The organism is Streptomyces odontotermitis (assembly GCF_050510915.1).
Taxonomy (GTDB): Bacteria; Actinomycetota; Actinomycetes; order Streptomycetales; family Streptomycetaceae; genus Streptomyces.
Genome location: NZ_JBNJLS010000006.1, coordinates 200,496 through 213,816, shown reverse-complemented (window position 1 = coordinate 213,816; position 13,321 = coordinate 200,496). Strand labels below are relative to the sequence as shown.

16 protein-coding genes are annotated in these 13,321 nt (G+C 70.8%); 12 read left to right on the top strand and 4 right to left on the bottom strand.

From position 1 onward, the window contains the following. Positions 1–88: 88 nt before the first annotated feature. A complete protein-coding gene (locus ACQB60_RS19625) occupies positions 89–1,024 on the bottom strand; it encodes a LysR family transcriptional regulator (RefSeq protein ID WP_496927302.1) in 936 nt (311 codons plus the stop codon). Positions 1,025–1,223: 199 nt separating this feature from the next. On the opposite strand from ACQB60_RS19625, the gene ACQB60_RS19620 reads away from it, so the two are divergent. Beyond that, positions 1,224–1,424 carry a hypothetical protein gene (locus ACQB60_RS19620; RefSeq protein WP_496927301.1) on the top strand — a complete coding sequence of 67 codons (201 nt, stop codon included), beginning with the start codon at positions 1,224–1,226 and terminating at the stop codon, positions 1,422–1,424. After that, on the top strand, positions 1,421–2,374 hold the full coding sequence (locus ACQB60_RS19615) for an EamA family transporter (protein WP_496927300.1): 954 nt from the start codon (positions 1,421–1,423) through the stop codon (positions 2,372–2,374). The genes ACQB60_RS19620 and ACQB60_RS19615 overlap by 4 nt, the downstream gene beginning before the upstream one ends. Before the next feature lie 418 nt (positions 2,375–2,792). On the opposite strand, the gene ACQB60_RS19610 is transcribed toward ACQB60_RS19615, so the two are convergent. Beyond that, the gene (locus ACQB60_RS19610; RefSeq protein WP_496927299.1) at positions 2,793–3,659 is read right to left on the bottom strand and encodes a helix-turn-helix transcriptional regulator; all 867 of its coding nucleotides are present in this window, start codon (positions 3,657–3,659) and stop codon (positions 2,793–2,795) included. 140 nt (positions 3,660–3,799) lie between these two features. Here ACQB60_RS19610 and ACQB60_RS19605 point away from each other — a divergent pair, with 140 nt between their 5' ends. From ACQB60_RS19605 to pspAB, 5 genes are all read left to right on the top strand, one after another. Continuing rightward, positions 3,800–4,015, top strand: a complete 216-nt coding sequence (locus tag ACQB60_RS19605) for a tautomerase family protein (RefSeq protein WP_496927298.1) — start codon at positions 3,800–3,802, stop codon at positions 4,013–4,015. A gap of 48 nt (positions 4,016–4,063) precedes the next feature. Next, the gene (locus ACQB60_RS19600; RefSeq protein WP_496927297.1) at positions 4,064–4,486 is read left to right on the top strand and encodes a hypothetical protein; all 423 of its coding nucleotides are present in this window, start codon (positions 4,064–4,066) and stop codon (positions 4,484–4,486) included. 50 nt (positions 4,487–4,536) lie between these two features. Continuing rightward, positions 4,537–4,782: a hypothetical protein gene (locus ACQB60_RS19595; RefSeq protein ID WP_496927296.1), complete on the top strand. Its 246-nt coding sequence runs from the start codon at positions 4,537–4,539 to the stop codon at positions 4,780–4,782. Positions 4,783–4,978: 196 nt separating this feature from the next. Then, positions 4,979–5,878, top strand: coding sequence for a zinc metalloprotease HtpX (htpX, locus tag ACQB60_RS19590; protein WP_496927295.1), 900 nt, complete (start codon positions 4,979–4,981; stop codon positions 5,876–5,878). Between the two features lie 23 nt (positions 5,879–5,901). Further along, on the top strand, positions 5,902–6,474 hold the full coding sequence (gene pspAB, locus ACQB60_RS19585) for a PspA-associated protein PspAB (RefSeq protein WP_496927294.1): 573 nt from the start codon (positions 5,902–5,904) through the stop codon (positions 6,472–6,474). A 14-nt stretch (positions 6,475–6,488) separates the two neighbouring features. Here the strand turns inward: pspAB and ACQB60_RS19580 are convergent, their stop codons facing one another. After that, the gene (locus ACQB60_RS19580; RefSeq protein WP_496927293.1) at positions 6,489–7,028 is read right to left on the bottom strand and encodes a nucleoside deaminase; all 540 of its coding nucleotides are present in this window, start codon (positions 7,026–7,028) and stop codon (positions 6,489–6,491) included. Positions 7,029–7,235: 207 nt separating this feature from the next. On the opposite strand from ACQB60_RS19580, the gene ACQB60_RS19575 reads away from it, so the two are divergent. Next, positions 7,236–7,880, top strand: a complete 645-nt coding sequence (locus ACQB60_RS19575; protein ID WP_496927292.1) for a dihydrofolate reductase family protein — start codon at positions 7,236–7,238, stop codon at positions 7,878–7,880. A 192-nt stretch (positions 7,881–8,072) separates the two neighbouring features. Beyond that, entirely contained in the window at positions 8,073–8,426 is a 354-nt protein-coding gene (locus ACQB60_RS19570; protein ID WP_496927549.1) for a DoxX family protein, read from the top strand. Positions 8,427–8,501: 75 nt separating this feature from the next. On the opposite strand, the gene ACQB60_RS19565 is transcribed toward ACQB60_RS19570, so the two are convergent. After that, complete coding sequence (locus tag ACQB60_RS19565; RefSeq protein ID WP_496927291.1) at positions 8,502–9,290, bottom strand: SAM-dependent methyltransferase; 789 nt, start codon at positions 9,288–9,290, stop codon at positions 8,502–8,504. Positions 9,291–9,588: 298 nt separating this feature from the next. Here ACQB60_RS19565 and ACQB60_RS19560 point away from each other — a divergent pair, with 298 nt between their 5' ends. The 3 genes from ACQB60_RS19560 to ACQB60_RS19550 all read left to right on the top strand — a co-directional run bounded on the left by ACQB60_RS19560 (position 9,589) and on the right by ACQB60_RS19550 (position 13,169). Continuing rightward, on the top strand, positions 9,589–11,079 hold the full coding sequence (locus tag ACQB60_RS19560) for an NCS1 family nucleobase:cation symporter-1 (protein WP_496927290.1): 1,491 nt from the start codon (positions 9,589–9,591) through the stop codon (positions 11,077–11,079). An 87-nt stretch (positions 11,080–11,166) separates the two neighbouring features. Further along, positions 11,167–11,895 carry an aspartate/glutamate racemase family protein gene (locus tag ACQB60_RS19555; protein ID WP_496927289.1) on the top strand — a complete coding sequence of 243 codons (729 nt, stop codon included), beginning with the start codon at positions 11,167–11,169 and terminating at the stop codon, positions 11,893–11,895. A 104-nt stretch (positions 11,896–11,999) separates the two neighbouring features. Further along, positions 12,000–13,169 (top strand): PQQ-dependent sugar dehydrogenase, encoded by a 1,170-nt coding sequence (locus tag ACQB60_RS19550; RefSeq protein ID WP_496927288.1) that lies wholly within the window; start codon positions 12,000–12,002, stop codon positions 13,167–13,169. Positions 13,170–13,321: the final 152 nt, after the last annotated feature.

The following is a 13,321-nucleotide window of genomic DNA, read 5'->3' as shown; positions in this document are numbered from 1 at the left end:
TCGGTGGTGCACTTACGAGGGCGCCAACCATGGGCCGGCCTGCTGGATTCCCCGGGCGGGGGTGGCTCGCAGCCCCGAGTCGGCGGGATCACTCCAGGACATCGCGCCCCGCGCACGCCCGCAGCGCCGCCAACCCCGCCGCGATCACGTCTTGTTCAGCGCTTCCCCTCCGCACACAGGTATGGATGCGCCGGGCGGGAGGAGGGGTACCGCGTACCGGTATGCGCACCAGTCGCGGCCGTCCGGCGACGGAGGGGACCGAGGCGACGGTCGCGACGGGGACGAGCCGCGGCACCAGGCAGACGCCGAGCCCGTGGCCGATGAGGTCCAGGACCGCCTGCCATGCGTCCGCTTGGTGCACGATGCGGGGACTGAATCCGGCGAGGGCACACGCCGCGCGCATGAGGCGGCTCTGGTCGTGGTGGGGCGCGACCCAGTCCTCGTGCGCTGCCGCCGACAGATCGACGGACTCGTGGGCGGCGAGCGCGTGCTGGGCGGGGACCACCAGATCCAGGACGTCGTCGAGCAGCGGCTCCTGGTGGAAACGGGCGTCGTCGCTGCTCGGGCTGCCCGGCAAGGGGGTCAGCAGGGCGATGTCGACGCGGTCCGCGAGCAGCTTCCGGTAGCAGTCGCGGGTGTCCGCTTCCTCGACGGTGACATGCAACGGCGGTGTGGCCGCGCGGAGTTGACGGGCGACCGGAGCGAGCAGCGGACCGACGCCGGTGGCGAAGCCGGCCAGGCGCAGCGTCCGGTGTGCACGGGCGCCGTGCCGGGACAGTTCGGCCCGCGCCCGCTCCCACTGGGCGCACAGCGTGTCCGCGTGCGTGAGCAGCGTGCGCCCCGCAGCGGTCAGGCGCAGGCGGCGGCCGTCGGGTTCGAGCAGGTCCACGCCGGCCTGGCGGGCGAGCTGGCGGAGCTGCTGCGAGACGGCGGACGGCGACAGGTTCAGTGCCCGCGCGGCCGCCGTCACCGTGCCCTGGTCGTTCAGCACCCGGAAGGTCTGCAAGAGAACGAGGTCAATCATGCGGCCATACAACACAGTTCTGTGCCGAATTTTGCGATGGACGTGCACACTCGGCTGACTGAGCCTGGGGGCATGGCTGACTGTGACGCACCATCCGACCGCCCGTTCCTGTCCCGCACCGACCACCCGTGCCCGCCCCGCACCGCCCCCCCCTTATCGCTCACTCGCCAGCCGCCCGTGTCCTGCCTGCGGATGGGCCGTGGGCGAGTGCGAGAACATCGTCTCCCGCCATCCGGTGTCCGACGGCACCATCGTCTACGCCCGGTGCGTGTGCGGTCTGCTGCGGGTCTGGCACCGGCCGTCCCCGTCGGCCACCTCGCCGGGGCGGCTGCTCATCGAAGGCAACGAGCAGGCGGCGCTTCTCTGCCCGGCCACCGGGACGCGAAGGCGCGCGCAGTGAGCCGGGCGGGCGTCGGCCCTGACCGACCGCGCCCGTCCGTCCCGGCACCGCTGCTCGTCCTGGGCAGCGTCATCAGCGTCCAGACGGGTCAGGCCCTGGGCAAGCACCTGATGGATGCGGTGGGCGGGCCTCTGGGCGCGGTCGGATCACGGCTGCTGCTGGCTGCCGTCATGTTGCTGGTGCTCTGGCGGCCGCGCCATGTGCCCCGGGAGCGCGGGAGCCGCGTGCTGATCGTCGCTCTGGGCACGGCGATCGCCGGCATGAACCTCGTCTACGTCGCGATGGACCACCTGCCCTTGGGCGTGGCGATGACCATCCAGCTCACCGGACCGCAAGTGGTCGCCGTCCTGGCCTCCCGCCGCGCACCCGACGCCGCCTGGGCCCTGCTCGCGGCGGCGGGCATCGTCTGCTTCCTGCTTCCCGGTTCCTCGGCCGCGAACTCCCTCTCTCTGACCGGGCTGTTGTTCGCCATGGCGTCCGCGGTATCGATGGGTGGATACCTCGTGCTGAGCCGGCACACCGGTGCACGCATGTCCGGCGGTCAGCCGCTGGCTCTCGCCGTGCTGTGGGCCGCGCTGCTGACACTGCCCTTCGCCCTGGCGGACAGTGGCACCAGCCTGATCCGTCCCCCGGCCCTCCTGCTCGGACTTGCGGTGGCCCTGCTGTCCGCGGCCCTGCCCTACTCCCTGGAACTGACGGCCCTGCGCCGACTGCCGGTGCGTGTCGTAGGAGTCCTGCAGAGCCTGGAGCCCGTCGCGGCGGCCGTTGCCGGGCTGCTGCTCCTGCATGAGCAGCTCACCCCGCTCCAGTGGCTGGGCATCGGACTGATCAGCGGGGCCTCGGCAGGGACGGTCGCCGCACGACCCCGGCGCCGGCCGGAGCCGAAAGCAGCCGGTGCGCAGGACCTCCCGCGCAAGAACACGGCGCCGGAGTGCGGCGCAATCAGGTAATGCGCGGACGGAGACGGTCCGCGAGCCCGCCTCCATCCGCGAGCCCGTCCCCATCCGCGAGCCCGTCCCCATCCGCGAGCCCGTCTCCATCCGTGTCCCGGGCGGTCAGGGCCGCTCCACCTGGGCATCGGGCCGCTACCACCTCAACCTGGGGCGACGGCATCGGGAGGTTCATCGACCTCGTCGTCCAGCGCCCGGCGATCGTTCCCCGCAACTCCTCCGGCGGCCTGATCACCGTGCCGCGATGCTCGCCCAGGCCAAGGCGCCCGTCCTGATGACGCCTCACTTCCACCTGACCGACCCCGGCACCGGGCAGCTCATGGGCGCGATGACCGACATCCGGGCCCAGCAGGCCCGCCGCCCGCTCGAATCCACCGGTCGACCCGTCGCCTACGCGCCCTTGGACGGCCGCACCCCCTCAGGCCCGATGGCCGCCGGCCGCCGCGGCCAGGTCCTGGGTGCCGATGACCGAGAGGAGCTGCAGGAGGTCGGCGGCGTCGGTGCCCGGCGCGGGGGTGAACCACAGCAGCCGCTGGTGGCCGTCCTCGCTGAACAGACTGTGGCAGTCCACCGCGATGATCCCGAGCGACGGGTGGACGATCCGCTTGTGATCGGCGCGGCGCACCGCGACGTCACGGGTGCCCCAGAGGGCGGCGAACTCGGGACTGCGGCGCCGCAACGCGGTCACCATGCGGGCGACTTCGGCGTCGCGACCGTGCCGGGCGGCCACGGCGCGCAGGTCGGCCACGAACACCTGCGAGTGGTGCGGATGGTCCTCGACCGGGTAGATCGCCCGCGCGGCCGGGTCGGTGAACCAGCGGTGGACGAAGCTGGCGGCCAGTCCGCGGAACCGGGGCACCGGCCCGAACAGGGCGGTGGCCAGGTCGTTCTGGACCAGCGTCTCGTGCAGGTCGCTGACCACCAGGGCGGGTGTGGTGTCGGTGAGCCGGTCCAGGAGGCTGAGCAGACCGGGCTCGACATGGGCGGCCGGACCGTGGGCGGCCGGGGGCAGGCGCCTGTCGGCGAGGTGGAAGAGGTGGTCGCGTTCGTCACCGGTCAGCCGCAGCGCCCGGGCGAGCGCGGCGAGCGTCTGGTCGGAGGGCTGGACGCCCTGCCCCCGCTCCAACTCCGTGTAGTAGTCGGCGGAGAGCCCGGCGAGCTGGGACACCTCCTCGCGGCGCAGACCCGGTACGCGACGGCGCGGACCGGTCGGCAGCCCGACGTCGGCGGGCCGTATCCGGTCGCGTCGTGAGCGGAGGAAGGCGGCGAGTTCGGTGAGGTCCACCCGCCCATCCTGGCCTGCGCGGTGGGCCGGAGCCAGGGGGTGGCGACCCCTGGGTGGGCACAGCTCTGGCTGCCCGCGCGGCCCGCGCCGAGGGTGGTCCTCGTCAGCCCACCGTCCGACTGCCGGCACAGGAGCCCGTCATGCCGTTCGCGAACTTCAAGGTCCCCGCCGGAACGCTCGACATCGAGCAGAAGGAGAAGATCATCACGGCCGCCACCGAACTGTACGTACAGCTCTACGGGGAGCGCGCCCGCGCCACCACCCTGGTCCTCGTCGAGGAGGTCCCCGACGGCGGCTGGGGCATCGGCGGCGAGGTGCTGACCCTCGCCAAGCTCCAGCAGTCCACGGCCAGTTGAGCGCGCGGAGAAGGGGAGCAGAGGAGACGTCATGCATCGACGGACGGCATGGGGCGGCGGCGCGGCCCCGCTGGCCGCCTTGGCCATGCCTCCTGCGCGGGCCCTGGCCCACCCCGGTCCCCGCCCGCGCCCGGCACCACGCCGCGGCCGCCCGGCCCCTACGGTGTCGGCTGGACCGCGTTCCCCGCGTTCCCCGCGATCTCCGGCGGCCCCCGGCAGGAGCACGGGCTCGCCGCGCTCGACGACAAGGTGTACGTCGTCGGCGGCATCCACCCGGCCCCGGACGGCGCCTTCGTCACCACCGGCCGGATAGAGGTCTACGACACCCGCACCGGCACGTGGACGACGGCCGCCCCGCTGCCCGCGGGCACGGAGCGGGGCAGCGCGGCCGTCGCCGTGTCCGGGACCATCCACCTTCCCGGCGGCGGCACGGCCGGGGGCGCCACCTGGCGTGCCCCCATGGAACATTGAGCGGATCAGCCATGCGTTGCCGTCGCGAACGGCCTTGGTAGCGTCGAACGATGAGCGCGAGCATGAAGCAGGGCCAGTGCCCGGAGTGCGGGTCGGCCGAGATCTTCCCCGTCGAGGTCAACAAGCGTCTGAGCGGGGAGATATGGGTGCGTCTGCGGGACGACGAATCGCAGAAGGGCGTAGCTCTCACTACGCTCGTCTGCAGTGACTGCGGGCTCATACGCCAGTACGTCGCCGACGACGCGAAGAGCCGCAAGCTCTTGGCGCGGGCCCTGATCCGCCCTTCGGACGGATAGCCTCCGGCCATGCCGGCTTCGGCGAGGCGTGCCTCCGAGGCCCGGAGCGCTTCTCCCGCTGGAAGTCCTGTCCGTCTGAACGCGGACGGACGTGGCCCCTTGGACGGGGCGCGGGCGGGCGCACGCGGACGAGGCCGCTTATGTCGCCGAGACCGGCGAAGAGGGACAATAGAGGGGGAAAGGCTCTGGAGGCCCCATGGCACAGACCCGCTTCGCCCCCGATCGGGGGCTCACCTCTCGCATGGTCACGACCATGTTCTTCATCGGACTGCTGTACGTGGTGGTCGTGGGCGTGCTCATCGTCATGCTCAAGGGCGCGTGGGTGGTGATCCTGCTGCTCTCGGGCGCCCTGTTCATCGCGCAGTTCTGGTTCAGCGACCGGATCGCCGCGTTCAGCATGGGCGCGCGCGAGGTCACCCCCGAGCAGGCCCCCGAGCTGCACGGCGCGGTGGACCGGCTGTGCGCGCTCGCCGACATGCCCAAGCCGCGCGTCGCCATCGCCGAGTCGGACGTGCCCAATGCCTTCGCGACCGGGCGCAACCAGAAGAACTCGATGGTGTGTGCCACGACCGGCCTGCTGCGCCGCCTGGAGCCCGAGGAGCTGGAGGGGGTGCTCGCCCATGAGCTGTCGCACGTCGCCCACCGCGACGTGGTGGTGATGACCATCGCCTCGTTCCTGGGCGTGCTGGCCGGCCTGATCACGCGGTCCGCGCTGTGGAGCGGCATGAGCCGCGGCAACCGGGACAACAACGCGGCCGTGGCGGTCCTGGTGGTCACCGCCGTCAGCGCGGTCGTCTACGCCATCAGCTTCCTGCTCACCCGGCTCCTGTCGCGCTACCGCGAGCTGTCCGCCGACCGGGCCGCCGCGATCCTCACCGGCAAGCCGTCGGCGCTCGCCTCGGCGCTGACCAAGGTGACCGGGCAGATGGCGCAGATCCCGACCCGTGACCTGCGCAAGGCGGAGCCGTTCAACGCGTTCTTCTTCGCCCCCGCCTTCAACAAGGAGAGCGTCAGCCGGCTGCTGTCCTCGCACCCGACGCTGGAGCAGCGCCTCGACCAGCTGGGCCGCATCTCCGCCCAGCTCGGCCGGCCGTGACGAAGGGGAGGAACAGGCAGCGCATGGGATTCCTCGACGCCATTCTCGGGCGGAGCAAACCGGTCCGCCCCGACCTCGACCAGCTCTTCGCGCTGCCTTCGGCGGCCGTCACCCTGCAGGCGGCGGCCGGTTTCGTGCCGACGGGCCGCGGCTCCGTCTGCTTCGCGAGCGTCGAGGGCGGCGCCTTCGCCCGCATCGAACAGGAAGTACGTGAACTGCTCGACGCCCCGGTCGAGTTCAGCCAGGACGAGCACGGCTACACCTGGCTGCTCGCCCGCCACTCCCCGGACGATGTCGTCGGCCTGGTCAACGACCTGCATGCGGTCAACACGTCACTGGAGGAGGGCGGGTTCGGGCCGCACCTGCTGTGCTCCCTGATCGGCTTCCACGACGCGAGGGAAGACCGGAAGCGCGCGATGGCGCTGGTGTACCTCTACAAGCGCGGCACCTTCTACCCCTTCGCCCCCAAGGCCGCAGAGGCCAAGAAGCGGGACAACACGCTGGAGCTGGAGGTGCGCGCGATGCTCAGCGACGACCTGAACGTGGAGAAGGACCTCACCCGGTGGTTCCCGGTCTGGGGTGCCCCCGGGCTGTGAGGCGCCCGTGAGCGTCAGTTCCAGAAGCCGTCGTGCACCGCACGTGCCTCGGCGAGGTCGACCGGGCCGAGGACCGGAAGGTCGCGCTGACCGGCCTTGAAGACCTCGCGGCAGGGCAGGGCCATGGTGGGGTTCTCCTCGTTGGCGCCGGTCAGGGCGAGCAACTCGTCCTCACCCAGGGCGTAGACGACGCGGCCGATGTTGCCCCAGTAGATGGCGCCGGAGCACATCGCGCACGGCTCGGTGCTGGTGTACAGGGAGCAGGTGCGCAGGAAGTCGGGGTCGTACTTGGCGGTGGCGAGGCGGACCAGGTTGGTCTCGGCGTGGCCGGTGGCGTCACGTTCGGTGGTGACGCTGTTCTCCGCTTCCAGGAGGACCTCGCCGTCGGGCCCGGCGAGGAGGGCACCGAAGGGGTGGTTGCCGGCTTCGCGAGAGCGGCGGGCGATGGCAACGGTGGTGTGCAGCAGCTCGATGTCGGCGGCGGAGGGGACGCTCGTGCCGACGCTGGTGCTGGTGCTGGGACCGGTGCTGGTGCTGGTGGGGGCGTCGGCCATGCCGGGGCTCCTTTTTCGTACTTCGTACGTCGTGCAGGTGGTCCGGGTGATGTACTGCGTGCCAGTGTCGCCTGCTACCGGCGGAGGCGTGTCCCGGGGGTGCGCCTCCCTGTGATGAGTTGTGACGCGTCGCGATGAGTTTCTCCCGCCCCCGAAGTCTCACCATCGATACCGACCACACGGCACACGGCACCACAGGAGGAACAGATGACGCAGTTGCTGAGGGTGCAGAACTTCAACGTCTCCAGTGACGGCATCGGGGCAGGTGAGGACCAGACCTTCGAGAGGCCCTTCGGCCACGTCGACCCCGAGCGGCTGTTCTCCTGGGCCGGTGCCACGGCGAGCTGGCCCATGCGCACCGATCCCGGGGGCAGCCGGGGCCTCGACGACTACTTCACGCGGGACTACGCGCGCAACATCGGCGCCGAGATCATGGGCCGCAACAAGTTCGGGCCGCAGCGCGGACCTTGGCAGGACCACGAGTGGCGCGGCTGGTGGGGAGACGAACCCCCCTTCCGTACGCCGGTGTTCGTGATGACCCACCACAAGCGGCCCTCGTTCACGCTCTCCGACACCACCTTCCACTTCGTCGACGACGACCCGGCCACGGTCCTGGAGCGAGCCCGAGAGGCGGCGCGGGGCAAGGACGTGCGGCTCGGCGGCGGGGCGACCACGATCCGGGAGTTCCTCGACGCCGACCTGGTGGACACCCTGCATGTGGTGGTCTCGCCGATCAAGCTCGGTTCCGGCGTGCGGCTCTGGGAGTCGCCCGACGAGCTGCGCGACCGGTTCCACCTGGACGTGGTGCCGAGTCCGAGTGGGGTGACGCACCACCTGTTCTGGCGAAAGTGACCTTCGGGAGGCAGCCGCCGGCGGACGCGGCACCCGCGTAGCGCCTGGGTGCGATGGGGAAGCCCATCGCACCCAGGGCTGTTTCGCCGGAGTCTCCGCCCCCACTCCGCGCAGGTCACCTCTCGGACCGCCGTCTCGTCGATGAAGCGAACGCCGACCAGCGTTCCCCTCCCCCGGACGAAGAAGGTCTCCGTGTTCGCCGCCTACCTCGCCGTCACGCTCCTCACCGCGGCCGTCAACGGTTCCGCCGCCGTCGCCAACCTCATCGGCCACGACTACCCCAAGAGCCAGGCGGACAAGCTGAACGTGCCCCGGGCTCTGATGCGGCCGTTCGGCACACTGCTGGCCTTGGGAGCGCTCGGGCTCCTGGCCGGTCTCGCCGAGCCGCTCCTCGGCACACTCGCTGCCGTCGGGCTCGTGCTGTACTTCCTCGGCGCGCTCGGCGCCCATCTGCGCGTCCGGGACTACCAGTTGGGCATGTGGGCCGTGTTCTTCTGCCTGCCGCTGGCCGCGCTGGCCATGAATCTGACCCGTCACGGCGCCTAGGCGACCCCGCCCGTGAGGCTGCGGTCACCCGTCACCCGTCACCTTTCGCCCGGCTAGGGCTTGCGCTTCGCCCGGCTACGGCTTGCGCGCCACCCCGCCGAAGCAGTCGACCCCCTCGGCCGCACCGACCCGGCCGGGCCGCCACCGCGCCACGGACACCAGACCGGGCTCCATCAGCTCCAGGCCGTCGAAGAAGCGGGTGAGCTGCGGCGTGGTGCGGTTGGTGCGGGGGTTGTCCGAGGTGCGGTTCCACTGTTTGACCATCGCGCGCATCGCCTCGGGGTGGTAGACCTCCGTGCTGTCGCAGAAGACGAGGTAACTCCCCGCCGCCAGCGCGCCTTTGAGCTGGTCCACGATCGCGTAGGCGCGCTCTTCGGGGATGTGCGCGGCGATGCCGAGCAGCATCAGCGCGACGGGCCGGGTGAGGTCCAGCGTTCTGGCCGCGCCCTGCACGATGGCCTCGGGGGTGCGCAGGTCGGCGTCGATGTAGTCGGTGGCCCCCTCCGGAGCACTGGTGAGCAGGGCCTCGGCGTGCGCGAGGACGATGGGGTCGTGGTCGACGTACACGATCCGCGCCTCGGGGGCGATGGCCTGGGCGACCTCGTGGGTGTTGTTCGCGGTGGGCAGCCCGGTGCCGACGTCGAGGAACTGCCGGATGCCGGCCTCCCCGGCCAGGAAGGTCACCGCGCGCACGAGGAACGCCCGCTGGGCCCGGGCGATGTCGACGATCTCCGGGTTCACCTCGCGGATCTGGTCGCCGACCTGCCGGTCGACCTCATAGCAGTCCTTGCCGCCCAGCCAGTAGTTCCAGATCCGGGCCGAGTGCGGAACGTTCCTGCTGATCGGCGGGCCGTCGTGAGGCATGGGGGGTCTCCCAGAGTTGGCCAAGGGGCTCGACACGATAGCGGCGCCCCGCGCGGGCGCAGAGCGGCGGGGCGTTTGTATACCGCTCGCCCGGCAGGGCGCGTAGGGCGTGCCGAAATTGAGGCCCTTACAGGGTAGATAGCGCCGGGTCGTCGCTGTACTCTCACTCGAAACCCGCGCTTGGTATACCAAGTAGCGGCCGCCGGTGCGGCGGTGCGCCGCGCTGCCCGCAGCACCCCAACTCCCCCTCTGCACAGCAGAGTCAGCCTTCCCGATCCTGGACCTATGGGAGCGCCCTATGGCCGCCGTACAAGACCAGACAGCAGCGAACGCAGCCGACGACGGCCCCGTGACCAGCTCCGGGCTCTACAGCCATGACCTCGCTCCCACCAAGAAGGAGGGGCGGCGCTGGAGCGCGTACAACGTCTTCACGCTGTGGGGCAACGACGTGCACAGCCTGGGCAACTACGCCTTCGCCATCGGCCTGTTCGCGCTCGGGCTCAGCGTCTGGCACATCCTGCTGGCCTTCGCCGTCGCCTCCGTGCTGCTCTTCCTGCTGCTGACGCTTTCGGGATACATGGGGCACAAGACGGGTGTGCCGTTCCCGGTGATGAGCCGCATCGCCTTCGGGATCAAGGGGGCACAGATCCCGGCCGTCGTCCGCGGACTCGTGGCCATCGCCTGGTTCGGGATCCAGACCTACCTGGCGTCCTCCGTCCTCAGCACGCTCGCCAAGGCCATATCCCCGGGCCTGAGCAGCCTCGACGACAACTCCGTCCTCGGGCTCTCCACACTGGGCTGGATCACCTTCCTCGCCCTGTGGGCCGTGCAGGTCCTCATCGTCAGCTACGGCATGGAACTGATCCGCAAGTACATGGCGTTCGCGGCGCCGACGATCCTGATCACCATGTGCGCCCTGGCGATCTGGATGTTCATCCGGGCCGACGGCTCCATCGCCCTGTCCACGGGGCACGCGCCCACCGGCTGGGACATGTGGGGCGAGGTCCTCAAGAGCGCCGCCCTGTGGGTCGTCATCTACGGCACCTTCGTGCTCAACTTCTGCGACTTCACCCGCTCGGCCAAGAGCCGCACCGCGATCGTGCGCGGCAACCTCCTCGGCATCCCACTGAACATGCTCTTCTTCGCCGGGATCGTGGTCGTGCTCAGCGGCGCCCAGTTCAAGCTGAACGGCGAGATCCTCACCGGCCCCGAGGACGTCGTGCGCACGATCCCCAACCTCTTCCTGCTGACCGTGGCCTCGCTCGCCCTCATCGCCCTGACGATCGCCGTGAACCTCATGGCCAACTTCGTGGCGCCCATCTACGCCCTGGTCAACCTGTTCCCGCGCACCCTGACCTTCCGCCGCGCCGGACTGGTGAGCGCCGTCATCGGCCTGGTCATCCTGCCGTGGAACCTCTACGACAACCCCACCGTGGTCAACTACTTCCTCGGCGGACTCGGCGCGCTGCTCGGCCCGGTGTTCGGCGTCGTGATGGCCGACTACTGGCTGATCCGCAGGACCCGTGTGAACGTGCCCGCCCTGTACACCGACGACCAGCGGGGCGAGTACTTCTACCGGCGCGGGGTGAACCTCCGGGCCCTCGCCTCCTTCGTGCCGGCCGCCGCCGTCGCGGTCGTCGTCGCCCTGGCCCCCTTCTTCGACGCACTCTCCGGCTTCTCCTGGTTCATCGGCGCGGCCCTGTCCGCCGTGACCTACCTGGCCGTCTCCGACCGCCGCCCGCCCCTCCACGACATCGACGGCGAGTCCATCGCCGTGGCCTCCGACTGACCACGCCCCCTCCCCTCTTTCCTCTTTCCTCCCTCCTCTCCCCCCTCCCCGCTCCTCGCCTCACCCCGCACGAAAGGCCCGGCTGCCATGCGCATCCTCGTCGTCAACGTCAACACCACCGCCGCGATCACCGAGAGCATCGGTGCGCAGGCCGCGAGCGCAGCCTCCGAGGGGACCGAAATCGTGCCGCTCACCCCGGAGTTCGGGGCCGAGTCGATCGAGGGGAACTACGAGAGCTACCTGGCCGCGGTCGCGGTGATGGAGACGGTCCGCTCCTACCCGCACCCCTTCGACGCCGTCATCCAGGCCGGGTACGGCGAGCACGGCCGCGAGGGGCTCCAGGAGCTCCTGGACGTCCCCGTCGTCGACATCACCGAGGCCGCAGCCAGCACCGCGCAGTTCCTCGGACACTCATACGCCGTGGTGACCACGCTCGACCGCACGGTGCCGCTCATCGAGGACCGTCTCAAGCTCGCGGGCCTCTCGGACCGCTGCGCGTCGGTACGGGCCAGCGGCCTGGCCGTCCTGGACCTGGAGCGGGACCCGGACGCCGCCGTCGAGGCGATCGTGGACCAGGCCGTGCGCGCCGTCGAGGACGACAAGGCCGAGGTCGTCTGCCTGGGCTGCGGCGGCATGGCCGGGCTCGCCGAGCGGGTCGTCGAGCGCACCGGGGTCCCCGTCGTGGACGGCGTCACGGCGGCGGTGACCATCGCCGAGTCCCTGGTCCGCCTGGGCCTTTCGACTTCGAAGGTGCGCACGTACGCGACGCCGCGACGCAAGGTCATTGCCAACTGGCCGCCACAGCAGGCGAGTTGACCAGCCTCTTGGTCTATACCAGCAACATCCGTCCCCGTATCCTCGTCCGTGGCCAGTAGCACCCCTCCCCCACTCGGGCCATCGCCGCCTCCAGGAGGATCACGGTGTCATCACGCATACGCACCAGAAGCTCGGCGACCATCGGCGCCCTCTGCCTCGTCGCCTCCCTCGCCTCCCTCTCGCTGACCAGCGCGTCCGCGACCAGCGCGTCCGCCGACGATTCCGCCGCCGCACCCCAGGCGGCGCCGAAGGTCGCACTCACCAAGGTGGCCACGGGCCAGAACCCCGTCGCGGGCACCGCGGGCCCCGGCGGCAAGGTCTGGATCGCCGAACGCGCGGGAACCGTACGGGTCCTGGGCGCCGAGGGGCTCGGCGAGCCCGTCCTCGACATCACCAAGGAGACCACCACCGACGGCGAGCGCGGCCTGCTGGGCATCGCGTTCGACAAGAGGTTCGCGCACTTCTACATCTCGTTCACGAACCTCGAAGGCACCAGCACCATCGACGAGTTCGCCATGCGGCACGGCAAGATCCAGCCGGACACGCGGCGCACCGTCCTCACCCAGACGCAGCCCTACTCCAACCACAACGGCGGCGACATCAAGTTCGGCCCCGACGGCTACCTCTACATCGCGTTCGGCGACGGCGGCTCGGGGGGCGACCCGCACGGCAACGGGCAGAACCTCGACACCCAGCTCGGCAAGCTCCTGCGGATCGACCCGCGCGGCGGCAGGCCGTACGCGATCCCGAAGGACAACCCGTTCGTGAAGGATCCGAAGGCGAAGGACGAGATCTGGGCGTACGGGCTGCGCAACCCGTGGCGGTTCTCCTTCGACTCCGGCACGGGCGACCTGCTGATCGGTGACGTCGGCCAGAGCGCCTGGGAGGAGATCGACTGGGCCCCGGCGCGCAGCAAGGGCGGCGAGAACTACGGCTGGTCCCGGATGGAGGGCAACCACCCCTTCCGCGACAACACCGAGCCCGCGAACCACGTGCGGCCGGTCCACGAGTACGACCGCACCGGCCTGGGCTGCTCGGTGACCGGCGGCTTCGTCTACCGGGGCAAGGCGATCCCCGACCTCAAGGGCCAGTACGTGTACAGCGACTACTGCGACGGCACGATCCGCTCCCTGGAGATGAAGAACGGCAAGGTGACCGGCACCAACGACCTCGGGGTCAATGGCGGCGAGGTCGTCTCGTTCGTACAGGGCTGCGCGGGCGAGCTGTACGTGCTCGACATCGGCGGCGCCGTCTCCCGCATCGACCGGGCCTAGTGGAGGGTGACGGCAGCCGTCGCTACAAGGCACTGACCCCACCGTTGGCGGGGCGGTCGTTTCGAAGAGAACGGCCGCCGCCACGAACCCGTATGGCGGCGGCCGTTGTGCGCGAGGGGCGCGGCTCCCCTCTGTCGCCTCCTCGCGCGGGT

Bases quoted from the DNA above. Each gene is read 5' to 3' on its own strand.
- ACQB60_RS19625 (WP_496927302.1), bottom strand. From the start codon at position 1,024: ATGATTGACCTCGTTCTCTTGCAGACCTTCCGGGTGCTGAACGACCAG.
- ACQB60_RS19600 (WP_496927297.1), top strand. From the start codon at position 4,064: ATGGGGCGGCGGCGCGGCCCCGCTGGCCGCCTTGGCCATGCCTCCTGC.
- htpX (WP_496927295.1), top strand. From the start codon at position 4,979: ATGGCACAGACCCGCTTCGCCCCCGATCGGGGGCTCACCTCTCGCATG.
- ACQB60_RS19605 (WP_496927298.1), top strand. From the start codon at position 3,800: ATGCCGTTCGCGAACTTCAAGGTCCCCGCCGGAACGCTCGACATCGAG.
- ACQB60_RS19595 (WP_496927296.1), top strand. From the start codon at position 4,537: ATGAGCGCGAGCATGAAGCAGGGCCAGTGCCCGGAGTGCGGGTCGGCC.
- ACQB60_RS19565 (WP_496927291.1), bottom strand. From the start codon at position 9,290: ATGCCTCACGACGGCCCGCCGATCAGCAGGAACGTTCCGCACTCGGCC.
- ACQB60_RS19555 (WP_496927289.1), top strand. From the start codon at position 11,167: ATGCGCATCCTCGTCGTCAACGTCAACACCACCGCCGCGATCACCGAG.
- pspAB (WP_496927294.1), top strand. From the start codon at position 5,902: ATGGGATTCCTCGACGCCATTCTCGGGCGGAGCAAACCGGTCCGCCCC.
- ACQB60_RS19580 (WP_496927293.1), bottom strand. From the start codon at position 7,028: ATGGCCGACGCCCCCACCAGCACCAGCACCGGTCCCAGCACCAGCACC.
- ACQB60_RS19575 (WP_496927292.1), top strand. From the start codon at position 7,236: ATGACGCAGTTGCTGAGGGTGCAGAACTTCAACGTCTCCAGTGACGGC.
- ACQB60_RS19560 (WP_496927290.1), top strand. From the start codon at position 9,589: ATGGCCGCCGTACAAGACCAGACAGCAGCGAACGCAGCCGACGACGGC.